This is a genomic window from Saccharothrix xinjiangensis (genome assembly GCF_039527585.1).
Lineage (GTDB): Bacteria > Actinomycetota > Actinomycetes > Mycobacteriales > Pseudonocardiaceae > Actinosynnema > Actinosynnema xinjiangensis.
Map to the genome: position 1 here is coordinate 51,376 of NZ_BAAAKE010000030.1, position 17,272 is coordinate 68,647.

Below are 17,272 nucleotides of genomic sequence, written 5' to 3' on the forward strand. Positions count from 1 at the left end.
ACCCCCGGTCGGGCCGCCGCAGATCCGGCGACCCGACCGGGCGCGCGCAGGACGACGGGCGCAGCGGTACCGCGACCGCGCCGGTCCCGCGGTGCCCTGTGTTGTGGTCATCGCCGGGTGCGTGGGCGTTCGCGGGGCAGGAACGGGCGTGCGGCGGTCGCCGGTCGTGGTCCGGTGCGTTCGTGCCAGGGCAGGGGCTCTGTGGCGGTGTCCAGCCAGGAAGAGTGGACCGGGTCGGGTCGGGTCCAGGTGGCAGTGACCAGGGCGCGTTCCTCGGGTCCGCTGCGCGGGCGGCGCGGCTGGTGGGTGCGGGTGGCGGCGGTCTGGGCCAGGGCCGCGGTGAACAGTTCCATCCTGGGCGACCAGTCGCGGATGATCACGAGGCCCAGGCTGCGGTGGTGTAGCAGGGCGTCGCCGCCGCGGCGGTGCTTCCGGGCGAACCAGTAGGCGGCGAGTCGGCGCTTGTTGTCGTTGTCCTTAGCGGGCTTGACGAACGAGCTGCCGCCGAAGGTGCGCAGGCTGCGGTAGTCGGTGTTGGGCGTGCTGGGCGCCTGGTGGCAGTCCTGCTCGATCCAGTGCGAGATCGGGTCGCAGGTCAGTGCCGGGTGGTAGTCGCGCAGGCCGAGACGGCGGCCGACCTCGGCGGCGAACGCGCGCTGGTCGTCGGGTCCGCCGGCGGCCAGCCGCCGCCAGCGCAGCGGGCCGATCACCTAGGCGACCGCGACGGCTTCGGGGTAGGTGGCGGCGAACAGCCGCGAGGTGCTGAAGGTGTCGGTCTCGGTGCCGGGCGGGATGAGCGGCTCGGCGCGGCGGACCCAGTCCAGCCAGGCGTCGCCGTCGAAGGCGGTGTCGGTGAAGTTCCAGCGGTGGGCGCAGATCAGGAACCCGGTCGGCACCGCGTCGTAGGTGGCGGCTGGGCCGAGGCGGCGCAGCAGTCGCAGGTGCCGGTGCTGGGCGGCGACGACCTCGGGCAGCTCCTCCAGGCCTGGTTGGGGTGGTCGTGCTGGTCGGGCGGGCCGATCCAGATCCGGTGGCGGGTGCAGACGTAGGCGTGGTGCGGCAGCAGCCGCAGGACCGGCCCGCCGGGGTGGCGGGCGTCGCAGCGGCGGCAGCCGCGTTGGGGTTCGTGCCGCAGCGCGAGCCAGTCCGGTTGCGGGTCGCGCAGCTCGACCACGGCCCGGTTGAGCCGGTCGCGGGGCTGGTTGGCGACGGTGGCGAGCAGGTCGCCGTCCAGGCGGCGGGTGCTGTTGCCCTTGGCGCGGGGCTTGCTGACCTGCGCCCAGAGGACGTCGAAGTCCATGTCGTGCAGGGTGGCGAGCCGGGTCAGGAAGGACACGGCGATCTCGTCGCCGGCGGGCGGGACGGCGATCGGCAGCCGGGAGACCATCACGCCCCGACTGCTGCGCGGCAGGCGCGGACCGGGCGCGCTTGCGGCGCCCTGGGCGGGTGGCGAACGAGGCTTCGTCGACCGGGACCAGGTCCAGCAGCTCGCGGGTGACGGCCTCGCCGTCGTCGATGGCCAGCACCGCCGCGCCCCGGACGAGCTGGGAAAGGCTGCCGATCGAGCCGCCGGTGCGCTCGAAGAGGTAGTCGGCCAGGCCGACCAGCGTGCCAGGCTGGTGGCGGTGCAGCCGCAGCAGCGACTCCAGCGTGCCGACCAGCGCGCGCCAGGCGGCGCGCTGCTCGTCGGTGCCGTAGTCGAACGCGGTGGAGCGGATCATGGTGAACCGCCCGGCGATCTGCCGCCCCGGACTCCGGCGAACATGCCGCTCTCAGCGACATCGATCCCGGCGTAGGCGAAGGTCGCGGGCAGTCGTTCGGCGAAGTATTTGAGCTGGTCGGACACCTCCGCGCCGGAGCGGGTGGCCAGGTTGAGGTTGTGGATCTCGTCGACCAAGACCAGCTCGACGTGCGTGCGCGCGGCGACCGCGCAGACGACGTCTGCGGACAAGCAGACTGGCCGGACGAACTCGTGTCGATCGTCCGGCTGGCCCAGAGGTGCGGCTGCGCCTACGTGCTTTTCGACGCCGACGCACCGCAACTGGACGAATGGGAGGAAATCGGGCCGCGGCTGAAGGAATCGATGTCCCTCGGCGGCCTCACGGCCGACTGGTTCCCCGCCCCGGACCCGACCGCGTTCCTGCGCCGGCTTGGGGTCGTCGACTAGCTTTTCGCAGCTCAGGCTCGGTCCGCTGCGGCCGATGCCGGCCCGGATGATCGCGCTGATCGCCGCCGGGATCTTCGTGCTCACCGCAGGCCTGGTGATCGTGCTGTGGTTGGCTGGCACCACCGGCCTGTCCGGTAAAGACCTGGCCACCCCCCGGCTCGACGCCCTGCGCACTGGATTGAGCATCGGCATCGGCGGCGGCGGACTGTTCGCCCTCTACCTGGCCTGGCGTCGCCAGCACGCCACCGAGGTCGGCCTGGTGCAGAAGGAACGCGACCTGGCCGACGTCGCACGCGCCTACGACCTACAGCGCACGGCCGCCGAGCACACCCGTGCCGACGCCGAGGCTCGCCGGATCACCGAGCTTTACACCAAAGCCTCCGAGCAACTCGGCTCGGATAAGGCCCCGGTCCGCCTCGCCTGGCTCTACACCCTGGAACGCCTTGCCCAGGACAATCCCCGTTCTCCGATATTCGCCGCGAAGTGGTCAACTGTGGTTGATTCGACCCGGCAGGCGGTCGCTCGGTCGCAGTTGTTTTCATCGAAAGGCGCTGAATTTCGGTAATTGGCTCCAAGCAGGTGGAGCGGCGTGTTTCCCGACCGGAAAACCGGGATCGGCCCCACTCGGGACGGCGGGTCGAGCATGGCCGAGTCCGGCTGCACGGGGCTGGTGGACAGCACCAGCCCCGTGCAGCGGGTTGTCGTGGCGGGTGCCGGGCCGGGGCGTTCGGAAACCCCGGCCCGGCACCGACCGACCCCCGGCGCCGGCGACGTTCGTCTCAGCAGACGTCCACGGCCTCCGCCGACGCGACACCGGCGCTGACGGTGGCGTGGTTCGCCTTGGCGCGCGAGTAGCCCACGTACGTCCAGTTCGCCGCTGCGGCGTGCCAGCTGTAGAAGTGCGAGAGGGTGCCCGACGACTGGTTGTTCATGATGGACCTGATCCTGTCGTTGCCCCAGACCTTCCCGATGTCGACGCGTGCGCAGTCGCGGTAGGAAAGCTTCCTCCCCGTGAAGTTCGTCCCGTCGAACAGGCAGATGTAGCCGCTGGCGCAAGTCGCCGCCTGCGCCGGGGCGACGCCCTGCACCATGCCCAGTGCCACGACCGACGCGGTCAAAGCCGCACGTACCCTGGTCCTGCGGTTGATCCCCATTTCCCTCCCCTTCCGGCTGAACCGTCGAACCGGACCGTAGCCGCGCGGGCGAGGACCGGTCCCAAGGTGAATCACTGTCGGGAACCGGGGTTCAGCACCCGCCCAATCTGCGTTGAACCGCCTGGTCACGTTCGGTACACAGGAGTCGTGGCGGACGAGGGCGAGCACGGCGTGGCACCGCAGGTCGTGGCCGGGGTGCTGGGCAACCTGGAGGTCCGCTGGGGCGACACGCCGGTGCCGGTCGGGCATGCCCGGCAAAAAGCGGTGTTGGCGGTGCTGTTGGTCGAGGTCAACCGGGTGGTGCCGCCGGACCGGTTGATCGACCGGGTCTGGGTCGGGCACGCGCCCGGCCGGGCGCGGTCGGTGCTGCGGACCTACCTGTCCAACCTGCGTCGGGCGCTGGCGCCGACCGGGATCACGATCACCTGGCGTGACACCGGCTACCTGCTGGCCGTCGATCCGGACCAGGTGGACCTGCACCGCTTCCGCCGCCTGGTCGCCTTGGCCCGCGCCGGCGGCGACCTGCGGCGGGCGTTGACCCTGGTGGACGAGTCGCTGGCGTTGTGGCGGGGTGAGCCGCTCGCCGAGCTGGACACCGAGTGGGCGCGGTCGGTACGCGAGCACCTGCACCGGGAGCGGGCCGCCGCGCGGGCCGATCGGGTCGACTGGGCGCTGGCGTGCGGCCAGCACGGTGAGGTGCTGCCCGAGCTGACCGCACGGGCCGCCGAGGACCCGTGGGACGAGCGCCTGACCGGCCAGGTGATGCTGGCGCTGTACCGCTCCGGGCGCCAGGCCGAGGCGTTGGAGCACTACCAGCGCACCCGGCAGCGACTGGCCGAGGAACTGGGCACCGACCCCGGCCCCGCCCTGCAACAGCTGCACCAGCGCATCCTCACCGCCGACCCCACCCTGACCCTCCCGACGGTCGGCACACCCCCTCCGGCGGCGACACCCCGCCAGCTGTCCGCCCCGCCGTCACCGTTCATCGGCCGCGACGACGAGTTGAACCACCTGCACAGCGCACTGGACGCCGTCAAGGAGGCGGCCACGGTGATCATCTCCGTGCTCGCCGGCGCGGGCGGCATCGGCAAGACCTGGCTGGCGCTGCACTGGGCCCACCGCCACGCCGACCGCTTCCCCGACGGGCAACTGTTCGTCGACCTGCACGGCTTCAGCCCCGCCGGCGACCCGGTCGATCCGGCGGTGGCGGTGCGCGGGTTCCTCGACGCCCTCGGCGTCGACTCGAACCGGATCCCCACCGACCTCGACGCGCAGGCTGCGCTGTACCGCAGCCTGATCGCGGGCCGGCGGATGCTGATCGTGCTGGACAACGCCGCCACCAGCGACCAGGTCGTCCCCCTGCTGCCCGGCACACCCACCTGCACCGTGCTGGTCACCAGCCGCCGCAAGCTGGCCTCGCTGATCGACCGGCACGGCGCCCACCATCTCCAACTGGACGTCCTGTCCCAGGGGGAGGCCCGTGCCCTGCTGGTCGAACGCCTCGGCAACGAGCGGGTGGCCGCCGAACCCGACACGGTCGACGAGCTGATCGAGCTGTGCGGCCGCTACCCGCTGGCGCTGTCGATCACGGCCCGCCACGCCGCCACCCGCCCGAACGTCCCCCTGACTGAGTTCACCACCGAACTGCGCGACCTGGGCCTGGACGTACTGGACGATGACGACCCCGCCGCCAGTCTGCCCGCAGTGCTGTCCTGGTCGCTGCGCGGTTTGACCAGCGAGCAGCGCGTCATGTTCGCGCTGCTCGGCATCGTCCCCGGTCCGGACGTCACCCTACCGGCCGCGGTCTCCCTCACCGGTATGTCACTGCCGCGGACGCGCAAGGCGCTGCACGTCCTGGAGGACGCGTCCCTGATCGACCGGCACGCACGGGGCCGCTACGCGATGCACGATCTGGTCCGCGGCTACGCCACCACCCTCGCCCACGACCTGCCCGAAAGCGTACGGGCGCTGGCCCTGGCGCGAGTGGTGGACTTCCACCTGCACACCGCCCACACCGCCCACCACCTTCTGGACCCCCACCGCCCGACCTTCCAGCTCGACCCGCCGGCGCCCGGCGTCCACCCGCCCACGCCAGCCGACGCCATGGCCGCCATGGCCTGGCTGCAAGCCGAGCACGTCACCCTGCTCGCCACCCAGCGCACCGCTGCCGCCCTCGGCCTCCACCACGTCGTGTGGCACCTCGCCTGGGCACTGGACGACTTTCACGTCCGGCAGGCGCACGGACGTGACGCGCTCGTCGCGTGGCGGGCCGCGCTGAAGGCCGCCGAACACCTCCCCGACCCCGCCGCCCTGAGCCGCGCCCACCGGTTCCTCGGCTGGGCCTGCGCCCGGCTGGAGCTGCACGAGGAGGCCGCCGAACACCTGGACCGAGCCCTGGCCCTGGCCGTGCACCACGGCCATCCCGCCGAACAGGCACACACCCTCCGGGCGCTCGCGTCCGCCTGGGGGCGTCGAGGCGACGACCGGCGGGCCCTGGACCACGCCCGACGCGCCCTGGACCTCTACCGCACCCTCGACCAGCCGGTGCGGAAAGCCATCGCGCTCAACGTCGTAGGTTGGTACGCCGCACGCCTGGGCGACTTCGACACCGCCCGCGACCACTGCCACGCAGCCCTCGCCCTGAACCGTCAACACTCCTACCCCGACGGCGAGGCAGCCACCCTGGACAGCCTCGGTCTCATCGCCCACCGCACCGGCGACCACCGACAAGCCCTCGCCCACTACCACCACGCCCTCGCCCTGTACCGCACCCTCGGCAACACCTACGAGGTCGCGAACACCCTCAACAACATCGGGGCGCCCCACACCACCCTCGGGCATCACGAGCAGGCACGTGCGGTGTGGCGGGAGGCGCTGGAGCTGTACCGGGAGCAAGGCCGCGACGCCGACGCCGACCGCGTCCAACGCCAACTCGACGACCTCGACAACACCACCCACCACGAGCGGTCGACCTGACCAGGACACCCAGAACACCCGTCCGTGCACGGCCAACGCGGACGCCGCCGACACCAGGCGAGCCGCAGATGCCGACCCCACCCACCACCCACCAGCACAACGAATACCGCAAGTTCCGAACACTGCACGGTTGCCAGTCGACCTGCCCACCTTCGACTGATAGCCCGCTGAGTCGATCCCCGGAACCGACCGGCAGCGCATCCGAGGTCACCTTCGCCATCCACGCGGAAGCCACTCCGGCTGGACGGACGCCGACGGTGGACCGACCTGAGCGAGCCGGTCGCCCACGAGCAGGCCGAGCGTGCCTTCGCCATCGAGGAGCACGCCAGCTGCCTGGTCACGCCGCCGACAGCCGGTACCTGCGCGACCGCCTCGTCGAGCAGGCCGCCGAGCTGGAAGAACTGCGTCGGTTCCGCGAGCTGGCGGTCAGCCGCCTGGCCTTCCAGCACGACGAGATCCGCGCACGGCGCACGGCGGCGGCACGGGGTGTCGAACTGCGCCGCCGCCCACCACTCCCGGCCCTCGAATGAGTGGATCTGCAGAAGCCGGCCGAGCGCCACCGCCGACCGCGCGGCCTCGACCGGTGGCGAAGTGTGACCGGCGCCGGACAGTGGCCTTGATCCCCGCGCATTGCCTGACCGGGTCGCCGCGCGAGTGGAGGTGTTTCTCTGAACTAATGCCGGTCATGGTCTGGCCCCGCGTTGACGCTGGCCGCGCGGCACCGTAAGCGCGTCCCTTGTCTAGGGCTGTCGTTCGCATCACTGGTTCGGGGACGGTCGTCGCTACGCCGGACACGACGGTGATCGCTGATGTGCGCACGTTCACGCAGGTCAACCGCTCTGTCGACGGAGTTGTCCACAGGCTGGCCCGTCTGAAAGATCCATGCGGTCGGAACGGGGTTGTAAGGTGCCCACCACGACGTCGACTCGACAGGCGAGTCGGTCCCACCAGCCTCGGCGACACCACCCCCGACCCGGTACCGGTCGGGGGCGGAACAGCTCCTCCCTCGCCGGAGGAAGGCAGGACCGGCGTCGTTGACTGACGGGAAGAAGTCGGAGGGCTCACCTTCGTGGTGGAGCCGGGAACGAGTCGCTGGCGTGTGTGAGCACCTGGCTGTCGGTCTGGAGGCGGCGACCCTGACGGGTCCGCTCCTGACCGGAGGAAGCCCGGTGATCTACGCGACCACCGGGCTTCTCGGTCTCGGTCTCCGGATTGCGGCCGGCAAGCTGCGTAACCAGAGGTGACCCGGGTCGGCGGCCGAGAGGCTCGCGGGGCTGCCACCCCGCGGTGATGCTTCTCGGCCGTCGGCCTTCGCGATGTCACCGAAACGCACGTTTCGGCGACATCGCGCTGCCGCAAACGTACCGATGATGTACATATGGCGCTAGTTAGCAGCGAAGCCTCACTCAGTGGCCGTCATCCGGCCAACGGCTCTGAGCTGCGCTTATGCGTCCGATGGCGACTGCGCAACACTGCCCGTTCGGCGAGCGGACCTCCCATTCCGAGCGGTATGGAAGCAGGTTGGTCGGTGCTGCTCTGTGGTGGCCACCGGCCCCGGTCCGGCCGTATCGCCGTCCGCACCGGAGAACGCGGCCGGCGTGGTCAGGCGATCGGGAACCGTCCGCCCTCGGCGCGGATCACCCTGGTGGCCTCCAGGAACTCGCGGCGGGCCTGCTCGATGCGGGCGGACTGGTTGGGCGCCCGGCAGCGCGCCGGCCAGCGTGCGGGCGCTCCAGGCCACCAGTACGCCGTGGCGGGCCGGGTGGAGGCCCACCGACCGGATGTGGTGCAGGTTCAGAGTGTCCAGCCAGGCGTAGGCCAGGATCTGCCAGCTTCTCTGAACCAACACCACTGCTCGGTGCTGACCAGCGAGAGTAGCTGCGGCGACTTGATACTACGCGGATCTTCTGCTATATCAACTGCCCGGCACCGGCGAGATCATGCCGATATTGCAGGTCATGCGATCCAAGGCCGCGCGCCTGCCCGCCGACCGCGCCGCCGCCGAACCCGAGGCCGTGGACGAGTTGGTGGCGCTGTGCGGGTCCTACCCGCTGGCCCTGGCGATCACCGCCCGCGCCGCCGCCACCCGCCCCGCCATCCCTCTGACCGAGATCGCCGCCGAACTGCGCGCACTGTGCGACGGGCAGTGGCGACGGGCGATCGGCGTGCCGACGCGCGCCGAGACGACCTCGCCGCGGCTGCGACCGGTCCAGGCCCATCGATGACGGTCTCCAAGGCGGCGGGGTGACCGCCGTGGCCGAGGACATCGACGCGGTCACCGACGACGGTGTCGACCACGACACCGCCGCCGGGATCTTCCGCCACCTGATCCACCGACTCGACGACCAAGCCCGCACCGTCCGCCACGACGGCCTGACCTTCTGGGCGGCGACCTGCGGCGCGATGTCGGTGCCCACCGACCGGCCCGACCCCCTCTGGGCCTGGTGCGGCCGGTGCTGGCCCGCGCTGTGGCCGACCGACGACCCCGACCCGCAGGAGGACGACCCGTGACGCCGCACCGCGCGCACCGCCGCGCCACCGGGGTAGCCAACGGCGAGTTGCACACCGCCGTGCAGACCCGGACCCGCAAACCCGGCCACACCATCGTGCCGATCGGCGCCAGCCATGTCGGCGAACCGGCCTACTTCGACACGATCGCCCACGTCGTAGCCGCCCACCCCGCAGCGACCGTGCACCACGAGCGGGTGGTGCACGAGGACCCGCTGCCGCCGAGAACGCGCTGATCAGGCACGCGAGCCGTATGCAGGCCGGCGGCTGCACCCGGTTCACCGTCTGCTCCGGCGACAAGGCATTCGCCACCCTCGCCGACGTCGAGAACACCCGGATCGAGGTACTGGTGTGGCAGGGGCAATCGGTCGCGACCTGGCGGGTCGACGTTGTCCACGGAATCCGCGAACTGCCATGGGTGGACAAGACGATCGCGGCAGGAGAACCGTTGTCCTCATGTCGTCGACACGGCGATGGCGTTCGACAGGGGCGGTCGGTGCGTGGTCACCAGCTCTTGAGGTGGTAGTCGACCGGCCACAACGCAGGTGGGCAGGGTGGGAAACCGGCCGCCTGCCGCGCGGCTTCGTCGTGCGCGCACTCTGGGCAGATGTGGACGCGGCGGTCGGCACGCGAGGTCGCGGGAGTTTCTCCGAGCGACCCGAGACAACGTGGGCACGGGAGTTCTTCGTCGACCAGTGGACAGGAGGCGGCCCCCGTGATGTTCGACGTCATGGGGGCCACCTCCTCTCGTTTTCGGAACTGCGGTGTCACTCCATGGTGACGTGGAGCAGCAACTGTCAGGCAGCCAATCCCATCAGCGTCCATCTCCGGTCGACATGATGCCCACTCCGACGGTGCGATGTCCATTTCACGACACTCGTGCTAGACGGAGGAGCCGCCACGCTTCCCTACCAGCGCAGACCTCGTTGACGAGGTGCCGCTAGAAGACCGATGAGGTCACCCGAATTCATCCGAACGGCCTAGCGCGGAGCGGTGGACGGCCAACGTCGCCCGTATGTAAGCGAAGAGCGTGTTGCGTATTCGGCGGATACGTTGACGAAAGTCATGTGGCGGCAAGGTATGACACCGGGTTCCGACGCCGGGCGTGTCGTCGGTGATTCTCACCAGGCCGACGGCGCAATGAGCGTTGGATTCGTCGCGGCTGGCGGCGGTGGAACTGCCGGCACGACGTACGAGGAGCCTCCGGGGCTCCGCGGCGGTGGTGAAGCGTTGCGTGCACGCGCTACCGTGATGCCATGACCGCTGCACACGACGACCGGCAGCCGGAGCCCGCCGAGCGGGTTCGCGTGTTGCTGCAGCCGCCGGTGGGCATCGATCCCGCCGTCCCGGACGAGCGTCGGGCGGCGATGGCGACGTTGACACCGGTCCCCCATGGTGTGCTCGCCTCGGTCACCGGTGACCTGTACGGCCCGTCCGAGCCGATCAAGCGGGCCGTCTAACCTGCTGGTCCGTGACCGCGTTTCCGGGTTGGGTGCTGGACACCACCATCGTCGAGCATTTCCTGCGCGGTGACGCACACGCCCAGGCCGCAGTGCAGGCGGTGATCGACCACGGCGAGCGACTGCTGCTCCCGATCACAGCCCTGGATCACGCCCTCGGTGTCGACCGCGACGATCCGATCGACCTCGACGACATCCGCGTGCAACAGCGGGTACGGGTCCTGCGCATGGTCACCGACCACGACCACCCCGACTTCCGGCAGGTACTGGAGAACCGTCTGGTCGTCGACCGGGCGAAACTGCCCGACGAGCTCCGCCACGATCGCGATTTACGTGCCACCGCGCACGTCGTGGCGGCCGCGCAACGCACCGGCTGGCCGGTGATCACCACCGCAGCCGGGCACCTGCTGGCCCTGGCCGACCTGGACCTCAAAATCGTGCGACGGCCCGGCAATGGCCCGTTGCGCCGGTGGTGACCGCACCGGGGCCGCAGGTCTGGCGAGCGGACCACACGAGTTCACAGGCACGACCTCGCGGGGAGATCGTCCCGCCGTCTTCGGGCAAGCGGCCGAAACGGCGACATCGGAGCACTCACGCCACGTGACGAAGCATCGGGCCACCGACCTCGACGACGGTCTCCGGCCCGAGGGCGAGCCGCCCGTACACCTCGGTCGCGGTCTCGCGCAGCCGCGCGCCCTGGTCGGTGAGACGGACCTCGATCCCCCGTCCGTCGACCACGGCGGCACAGCATGTCACCAAGCCCCGGCCCTCCACGCGGCCGACCAGGTGCGACGCGCAGGACTTTGACATCCCCACGGCGTCGGCGAGCGCGCCGATCCGTGCCCGTCCCCGTCGAGCGGCCAAGGTGTCCAGGACGAGGTAGTCGCTCAAGCGCACGCCCGCGAAGGCCAGCAGGCACCGGTCGATCCGAACCTCCAGCAGCCGGGCTTCCCGCAGCCGCCGTGTCATCTCCGCCATCAGAATGCCGACCGGCGCGCCACTGCCGATCGCCGAGCTGCCGATACGCCCACCTCGATCCGAGCCTCTGACACCCGAACGGATGTATCGCTGCGCTATGGACATTCGCCGAACGGTCGCTTCGTTACGGGGTGGGAATGGGTGAGTCGGCCCGCAGGGCATAGGGCGCGATCCCCACGTGGCGATGCCTCGGTCATTGAGCTGTCCCTCGGGGCGGACCGGGTCAAGGGGCGGACGGCCCGGTGCAACATCCGGCAGCGGAGTTCACCCGACACTGCGACCAGCAGGACGCACGGCAGCACCGGGCGGACCCGCGCGAGGACCGGCTCACCAGGTTCGCCGCCGACAACCAGTATCTGCGCGACCGCCTCGTCGAGCAGGCCGCCGAGTTGGAGGAACTGCGTCGGTTCCGCGAGCTGGCGGTCAGCCGCCTGGCCTCCCGGCACGATGAGATCCGCGCACGGCGGCGGCGCAGGATGTCGAACTGCGGCGCCGCCCACCACTCCCGGCCCTCGAATGAGTGGATCTGCAGAAGCCGGCCGAGCGCCACCGCCGACCGCGCGGCCTCGACCGGTGGCGAAGTGTGACCGGCGCCGGACAGTGGCCTTGATCCCCGCGCATTGCCTGACCGGGTCGCCGCGCGAGTGGAGGTGTTCGTCGCCGCATCTCGGTGGTGGGACACCAGGCCCGCCACCCTCGACCGGAATTCCGACCGAGGGCACGGTCTCTCTTACGTGGCGACGCCGTCTGGGATGCTTGTGGCCATGGACCGCCACCAGACTCCCGCCGGGGCCCCCGCCGAGGAGCACCTCGCCCTCGTCGCGGCCGTCACCGCAGACGGGGATCACTACGTCGCCCAGTGTCTCCAGATCGACGTCGCCAGCCAGGGCACCTCACGGCAGGAGGCCCTGGACAACCTGAGTCAAGCCCTCACCCTCTACCTCGACCACACTCCGCAGGCCGTCATCGAGCCCGCTCCGGAGATCGCCACGGTGCACGTGCCGATCGGCCGCCCAGCCGACCGGTCCTGAACCGAGTACCCGCTCGGCAACGTCCCGCCCGACGAGAAACCCCCTGGTCTGGCAGGACCGTGCTTTCGCCGCAGCCACCGCCGTGTTCGGCGGGAGCGACCCGCAGGTCCGCGGCCGGCTTCTCTGCGGACGCCGGCCGAACTGCGTCACCGGCGGGGACCGATCGCGAATCTTGATCAGTGCCTGTGCACGGCGTGTCGAGTGCCGATGCCGCTCCTGTGGTCCCGCAGGACGCCATGGGCCGATCGGGTGTCCACGTCCTCGACTCATGTCGCGCAGGCGGCGCGCCGCACGTCCCCGTACCGGTACCACCAACTCGATACCGCAGGCCGGGCAAGAGGTTACTCGGCGGTTCCGTGCAGCGGCAGGTCGTGCTCGTGATGATCACCGCGCCCTGGACCTACTGCCGGCGTGAACACCACGGGCATACGGCGCCGCGGTTGACCGGCAGCGCTGACATCCCATGGCCGTGCACGCGGCTGCGGACCATGTGCCGGCCCGCCGGTGTGCGGGTCTGATGGACGACCAGGCGACCGCCCCGTGATCGGCATGACGCCTCCCTGTCCCTGGCCGAGGTCGCCGAGCACACCGCGCGCTGCCCGCCGGAGGTCTTCCGCGCCCTGGTCCGTACCGGCGCCGGCGAAACCGGCCGTGTGGCAGCCGAGCTGCGCCATGCGTCGCGCCGGTTGCCCAAGGTGCGCGCGGCACGCACCCTGACCCTGTCGGGCGGCCCTGCGCACCTGCCTCGACTCGACACCGAAATCGCGCGTCCCGGATGGATCCTGCGGCGGCCACCCGGCGACGACAGTGCTCCCCGCGCGAGCGGGGGTGGTCCCGGATACGCCCGCGGCACAGGCCCTCCACGCCGCGACCAGCTTCTCTGAGGCGTCAGCGAACAACCCACCGGGCAACCCCAACGCCCGCACCGCGGTCAGTTTGTCGATCTCCTGCAGGCACGCCTTGGCGCGATCTACGCGCTCGAACGCCTGACCCGAGACTCGCCACGCGACCACCCGACCGTGGTGGAGGTCCTCTCCGCGTTCGTCCGCAGCGTTGCCCCGCGGCCTGTGGCCGCCGGCGTGGGTGAACAGTGCTCGCACGAGCCACCCGCGCTCGATGTCCAGGCGGCGCTGACCGTGCTGGGCCGCCGTAATCCGGACCACGACGGGTCGACCCGCGTCGACCTGCGTGAAACCTGCCTCCGTAGAGTCGACCTCCGCCACGCGAACCTCGCCGGCGCGGACCTCGAGCTGGCGAGCCTCGTCCAGGCGCACCTCATCGGTGTGGACCTCGCCGGCGCGGAGCTATTCAACGCCAACCTCCGAAACATGATGCTTTACGATGCGAACCTCACCGGCACCTACCTCATCAGCGCCGATCTCACCAACTCCGGCCTGGCCAAGACCAATCTCACCAACGCGCGCTTGGACGAGGCGGACCTCATCGACACCGACCTGTCGGGAGCGGATCTGACCGGCGCGGAGGTCAGCCACGCGAACCTCACCGATGCGGACCTCGTCGATGCGAAGCTCACCAGCGCGGATCTCTCTGGCTCGAACCTCACCAGTACCGACCTCACCAGTGCCGACCCTTCGGGCGCGGACCTACGCTACGTGACGCACAATCGGTACACGGTGGTCGACGACGACACCAAAGGTGTGTGGTGGTAGCAGTGCCAGAACCGACCGTGCCCCGGGCCCGAACGTGCGCTGGTGCCTCGACTACCAGACCGGCGCAGCGACCGCGGTCGCCATGATCCAAACCGGCCCGCACCCGCCGGCCGAAGCGCGCAGGCCCTCGGCATACCCCGACACCAGGCCAAGCCCAGCCGGCAACACACCCAGCCAAGGACCTCGACCACCACACCAGAGCACGAGACCGTTCCGAACCCTGTTGCTGTCGCTGCGGACAGGAGCAAGTTCCGGAGTCTGAAATCGGCACCGCGTTGAACTCACCTTTGAGGAAAACCGGTGGAAGCTGAGGATCAATGGGCACCTTGTACGGGTATTCGGTCGGCGCGTCACCACGCCCAGGCCACTGCGCCGCGGCAGCGGCCAGGATGCCACCGGCGCCCACTCCCTGGTCTTCGTCGACTTCTCCGACTCCGGGCCGCGCTTCTACCTCACCCCGCCGGACGTGGCCTCCGGACAGGTCGGGCAGTGGCTCGACCGGTGGGACCGCTTCGACACCTCAGGCCAGTGAAGCATCCCGCGCGTTGCAGCCACCGACGTCAAGGACGAGGCGAACCCGGCTCGCGAGCCGCACGGCGAACACCGGCACGGCCGACGTCGCCCACCACGACCTGGCGAACGTAGAAGGACACCGGCACCACCGAACTCAGTGAACCCGCCGAGCCAGACCCTGCCGCGCAGGCCTGCGCGGCGAACACTGCGGCCGCCGACATCGAGGACCTCAACAGGCACGCCGCCGCTCGAGGCGCACGCCGACACCAGGACCGGGGTGACGCCGCGAACAGCCCGCCAATCAGGATGAAACCAGCACCGCGAAGATTGAACAACCTGAAGATCGAGATGGAGTTGCACATTTGCGAGCCGACAGTGCGCAGCCACGTGTCGCGGATCCGGCCAAGCTGGACTCGGCGACTCGCGTCGAAGCGATGCTGGTCGGCCACCAACGCCGCCTCACCGCCGCTTACTCGATCGGCCCCTCCCTGCGTACCGGCTGGGTGCGCCAACCGTGGTGTCGGCGTGCATGCTCCGTTTCGAACGCCTCTACCGTCCGAAGCTGGCTGGTCATGACGGACCTCGACACGGTTCAGGGGCCGGCCAGGCGGAGTAGCGGCGCAACCCGTAGAGCAGCGGGGTCGGATGGGGCTGCGAGTGGATGGCCGACACCCCTCCGAACACGGCCGCGTGGTCGCCCACTTCGGTGGTGGAAACCACGCGGCAGTGCACGACGGCGTGGGTGACGTCGAACAGGTACGGGCCGCCCGCCGGGTGGTCCTGCCACCGTACGTGCTCGAACCGGTCGGGCACGGCCGACGCGAACAGCTCCGCCGTCGCCCGCGCGCGATCGTGTAGCAGGTTCACCGCGAAAGTCCCGCGTCCGAGAACCGCGTCCAGCGTCGCACCGTGGCGCAGGCACACCAGCAGCGTGGGCGGTTCCAGGGACACGCTGCACAATGCGGAGCATGTCATTCCGTATGGCACGCCGCCCGCACCGGTGCTCGCCACCACGGCGACACCGGTAGGGAACGCAGCCATCACTCCGCGCAACCCTTCCGCGGCGGCCACCTCGGGTAGTCTGTCTACCATCACCCGGCCGCCATTCCGATTTGCTCGGCGTTGCGTGGGCTCGCCCAACTGTCGTCGTCGAACAGCAGCGCCTGGTTGAACGACGGGTCCGTGTGAAACGCCGCCAGCGCCTCGTGCTGGGGCAGCGCCCGCCGCACGAACGCCTCGGCCGCCGCGCGCCGCCGGGCCCAGGCGCCATCGAGTTCGGCCGGGTGTAGCAGCCGGGTCGGTACCTGTTGCCCGAGCAGGATGGTCTCCACTCCGGACAGCCCGTAGAAGGTCGGTGTGCTCACCCGCGCGAACACTCGGAGCAGCGGGTGGCGGAACCGTAACGGCACACCGGTCGCGTACATGTCGAGCAACGCCTGCGCCCCTGAGATATCGGTGTTGGCGCGGGCCTCCTTCCAGAACGTCGTGTCCAGTCGCGTGTTGAATTTGTAGTGCAGCGACAGGAACCAGCGCAGCGCGTCCCAGCGGTCGGCCAGGCCCCTGTTCACCAGATCCCTGGCGTGCGGGGCGTCGTGGGATGGCGGCAGCGCCGCCAGCAGGGACTGCACGCCGGAGGTGATCATCAGCAGTCCGGTCGATTCCAAGGGCTCGACGAACGCGTATGAGTTGCCGATCCCCATCACGTTGCCGCGCCACGTGCGGTCGTGGCGTCCGACGCGGAACCGGACCTGGCGGGGTTCGCTGATACCGGGGAATCGCCGGGACAGCTCGGCGGCCGCGTCGTCGTCGGAGATGGCCGACGACGAGTAGACGTACCCCAGGTGGTCGTCCTCCGGCGTCGGGATCTGCCAACACCAGCCGGACTGCATGGTCACCGCGCTGGTGTACGCCTTGAGCCGGCCGCCGTGGTCGAGGTTGCCGGTCACCGCGGAGTCGGTCGACAGGCTGCTCGCATAGCTGTGGAACGGTGTCTTGAGCGCCTTGCCCAGTAGCAGTGAGCGGAACCCCGAGCAATCGACGTAGAAGTCGAATCGCAGTTCGCGGCCGTCGTCGGCGCGCAGGTGGTCGACGTGCTCGGCACTGGAGAGCACGACGTCCGCAATCGTGCTCCGCACGTGCCGTACACCGCGCTGCTCGGCCACCGCCGCGAGGTAGGCGACGAGCCGGGCGTTGTCCATGTGGTATGCGAACGGTAGGTACTTCATCAGCGACACGTGCTGGTCGCCGAGGTCGAACACGGGGACCCGGTCGGCTCCCATCAGCAGCGACTGCACCGTGTACGCGCCGATGTGGCCGTCGGTCCGCATCGCGCCCGCCGTGCCGATCGTGTTGCCGTCCCAGTCGAACGGGGCCATGAACCCGTCCGGGTCCGGGCCCCAGTCGAAGCGGATCCCGAGCTTCCACGTCGGGCGGACCTCGCGGTAGAACTCCTCGACATCGATGCCCAGGTAGTGGTGCAGGAACACCACGAGTCCGGGTACGGTCGCCTCGCCCACGCCGATGATCGGCACGGTCGGCGACTCCACCAGCGAGACGTCCAGCCAGGGCCGCTTGGTGCGCAGGGCGATCGCGGTCAGGTACCCCGCGGTGCCACCGCCGATCACACCGACACTGCGGATCGCGGCCGGATCGTCGGAGCGAGGCCGGGGCGGCAGGTCGACCACCCGCTCGTGGTTGCTGCGCAGCGAGATCCCCGGCAGCGTGTTACCCAGCCACGCGTGTACCCCGTTCTGCTCGTCCGCGTCGAACGTCGAGACCAGTTTTTCGAGCGGGTGGACGGCGTCGTTCCCCATCT

20 protein-coding genes are annotated in these 17,272 nt (G+C 70.3%); 12 read left to right on the forward strand and 8 right to left on the reverse strand.

Translation table 11 applies throughout. The features are described 5' to 3' along the window. Positions 1-107 precede the first annotated feature (107 nt). From ABD223_RS36945 to ABD223_RS36960, 4 genes are all read right to left on the reverse strand, one after another. Positions 108-710: a hypothetical protein gene (locus ABD223_RS36945; protein ID WP_344041725.1), complete on the reverse strand. Its 603-nt coding sequence runs from the start codon at positions 708-710 to the stop codon at positions 108-110. After that, positions 711-896 carry a hypothetical protein gene (locus ABD223_RS36950; protein WP_344041727.1) on the reverse strand — a complete coding sequence of 62 codons (186 nt, stop codon included), beginning with the start codon at positions 894-896 and terminating at the stop codon, positions 711-713. Then, a complete protein-coding gene (locus ABD223_RS36955; protein ID WP_344041729.1) occupies positions 878-1,390 on the reverse strand; it encodes a TniQ family protein in 513 nt (170 codons plus the stop codon). The genes ABD223_RS36950 and ABD223_RS36955 overlap by 19 nt, the downstream gene beginning before the upstream one ends. Positions 1,391-1,717: 327 nt before the next feature. Then, positions 1,718-1,897, reverse strand: coding sequence for a hypothetical protein (locus ABD223_RS36960; RefSeq protein WP_344041731.1), 180 nt, complete (start codon positions 1,895-1,897; stop codon positions 1,718-1,720). On the opposite strand from ABD223_RS36960, the gene ABD223_RS36965 reads away from it, so the two are divergent. Together ABD223_RS36965 and ABD223_RS36970 are read left to right on the forward strand one after the other, a co-directional pair. Beyond that, positions 1,880-2,167: a DUF5983 family protein gene (locus ABD223_RS36965; RefSeq protein WP_344041733.1), complete on the forward strand. Its 288-nt coding sequence runs from the start codon at positions 1,880-1,882 to the stop codon at positions 2,165-2,167. The two genes, ABD223_RS36960 and ABD223_RS36965, sit on opposite strands and share 18 nt — an antisense overlap. A 46-nt stretch (positions 2,168-2,213) precedes the next feature. Beyond that, positions 2,214-2,732 carry a hypothetical protein gene (locus ABD223_RS36970; protein ID WP_344041735.1) on the forward strand — a complete coding sequence of 173 codons (519 nt, stop codon included), beginning with the start codon at positions 2,214-2,216 and terminating at the stop codon, positions 2,730-2,732. Positions 2,733-2,946: 214 nt separating this feature from the next. On the opposite strand, the gene ABD223_RS36975 is transcribed toward ABD223_RS36970, so the two are convergent. Beyond that, a complete protein-coding gene (locus ABD223_RS36975) occupies positions 2,947-3,285 on the reverse strand; it encodes a peptidase inhibitor family I36 protein (protein WP_344041737.1) in 339 nt (112 codons plus the stop codon). Between the two features lie 183 nt (positions 3,286-3,468). On the opposite strand from ABD223_RS36975, the gene ABD223_RS36980 reads away from it, so the two are divergent. The 7 genes from ABD223_RS36980 (at position 3,469) to ABD223_RS37010 (ending at position 10,741) form a co-directional block, all read left to right on the forward strand. Then, the gene (locus ABD223_RS36980; protein ID WP_344041739.1) at positions 3,469-6,297 is read left to right on the forward strand and encodes an AfsR/SARP family transcriptional regulator; all 2,829 of its coding nucleotides are present in this window, start codon (positions 3,469-3,471) and stop codon (positions 6,295-6,297) included. Positions 6,298-6,554: 257 nt separating this feature from the next. Further along, positions 6,555-6,827 (forward strand): hypothetical protein, encoded by a 273-nt coding sequence (locus ABD223_RS36985; RefSeq protein ID WP_344041741.1) that lies wholly within the window; start codon positions 6,555-6,557, stop codon positions 6,825-6,827. A 1,428-nt stretch (positions 6,828-8,255) separates the two neighbouring features. After that, on the forward strand, positions 8,256-8,522 hold the full coding sequence (locus tag ABD223_RS36990; RefSeq protein ID WP_344041743.1) for a hypothetical protein: 267 nt from the start codon (positions 8,256-8,258) through the stop codon (positions 8,520-8,522). Between the two features lie 19 nt (positions 8,523-8,541). Next, positions 8,542-8,808 carry a hypothetical protein gene (locus tag ABD223_RS36995; RefSeq protein ID WP_344041745.1) on the forward strand — a complete coding sequence of 89 codons (267 nt, stop codon included), beginning with the start codon at positions 8,542-8,544 and terminating at the stop codon, positions 8,806-8,808. Continuing rightward, a complete protein-coding gene (locus ABD223_RS37000) occupies positions 8,805-9,041 on the forward strand; it encodes a hypothetical protein (protein WP_344041747.1) in 237 nt (78 codons plus the stop codon). The genes ABD223_RS36995 and ABD223_RS37000 overlap by 4 nt, the downstream gene beginning before the upstream one ends. Before the next feature lie 1,020 nt (positions 9,042-10,061). Then, entirely contained in the window at positions 10,062-10,265 is a 204-nt protein-coding gene (locus ABD223_RS37005; RefSeq protein WP_344041749.1) for a hypothetical protein, read from the forward strand. A gap of 11 nt (positions 10,266-10,276) precedes the next feature. Continuing rightward, complete coding sequence (locus ABD223_RS37010; RefSeq protein WP_344041750.1) at positions 10,277-10,741, forward strand: hypothetical protein; 465 nt, start codon at positions 10,277-10,279, stop codon at positions 10,739-10,741. Positions 10,742-10,856: 115 nt separating this feature from the next. Here the strand turns inward: ABD223_RS37010 and ABD223_RS37015 are convergent, their stop codons facing one another. Continuing rightward, on the reverse strand, positions 10,857-11,234 hold the full coding sequence (locus tag ABD223_RS37015) for a MarR family winged helix-turn-helix transcriptional regulator (RefSeq protein WP_344041752.1): 378 nt from the start codon (positions 11,232-11,234) through the stop codon (positions 10,857-10,859). Between the two features lie 251 nt (positions 11,235-11,485). On the opposite strand from ABD223_RS37015, the gene ABD223_RS37020 reads away from it, so the two are divergent. From ABD223_RS37020 to ABD223_RS37030, 3 genes are all read left to right on the forward strand, one after another. Further along, complete coding sequence (locus tag ABD223_RS37020) at positions 11,486-11,830, forward strand: hypothetical protein (RefSeq protein WP_344041754.1); 345 nt, start codon at positions 11,486-11,488, stop codon at positions 11,828-11,830. 177 nt (positions 11,831-12,007) lie between these two features. Beyond that, positions 12,008-12,274 carry a type II toxin-antitoxin system HicB family antitoxin gene (locus tag ABD223_RS37025; protein WP_344041756.1) on the forward strand — a complete coding sequence of 89 codons (267 nt, stop codon included), beginning with the start codon at positions 12,008-12,010 and terminating at the stop codon, positions 12,272-12,274. A gap of 1,019 nt (positions 12,275-13,293) precedes the next feature. Next, positions 13,294-13,944 (forward strand): pentapeptide repeat-containing protein, encoded by a 651-nt coding sequence (locus tag ABD223_RS37030; RefSeq protein WP_344041758.1) that lies wholly within the window; start codon positions 13,294-13,296, stop codon positions 13,942-13,944. A 1,083-nt stretch (positions 13,945-15,027) separates the two neighbouring features. Here the strand turns inward: ABD223_RS37030 and ABD223_RS37035 are convergent. Continuing rightward, on the reverse strand, positions 15,028-15,528 hold the full coding sequence (locus tag ABD223_RS37035; protein ID WP_344041760.1) for a flavin reductase family protein: 501 nt from the start codon (positions 15,526-15,528) through the stop codon (positions 15,028-15,030). 20 nt (positions 15,529-15,548) lie between these two features. Next, complete coding sequence (locus tag ABD223_RS37040; RefSeq protein ID WP_344041762.1) at positions 15,549-17,270, reverse strand: tryptophan halogenase family protein; 1,722 nt, start codon at positions 17,268-17,270, stop codon at positions 15,549-15,551. Positions 17,271-17,272: the final 2 nt, after the last annotated feature.

Excerpts from the sequence above, each read along its gene's own strand:
- ABD223_RS36970 (WP_344041735.1), top strand. The coding sequence starts at position 2,214 with ATGATCGCGCTGATCGCCGCCGGGATCTTCGTGCTCACCGCAGGCCTG.
- ABD223_RS36990 (WP_344041743.1), top strand. The coding sequence starts at position 8,256 with ATGCGATCCAAGGCCGCGCGCCTGCCCGCCGACCGCGCCGCCGCCGAA.
- ABD223_RS37005 (WP_344041749.1), top strand. The coding sequence starts at position 10,062 with ATGACCGCTGCACACGACGACCGGCAGCCGGAGCCCGCCGAGCGGGTT.
- ABD223_RS37015 (WP_344041752.1), bottom strand. The coding sequence starts at position 11,234 with ATGACACGGCGGCTGCGGGAAGCCCGGCTGCTGGAGGTTCGGATCGAC.
- ABD223_RS37025 (WP_344041756.1), top strand. The coding sequence starts at position 12,008 with ATGGACCGCCACCAGACTCCCGCCGGGGCCCCCGCCGAGGAGCACCTC.
- ABD223_RS37040 (WP_344041762.1), bottom strand. The coding sequence starts at position 17,270 with ATGGGGAACGACGCCGTCCACCCGCTCGAAAAACTGGTCTCGACGTTC.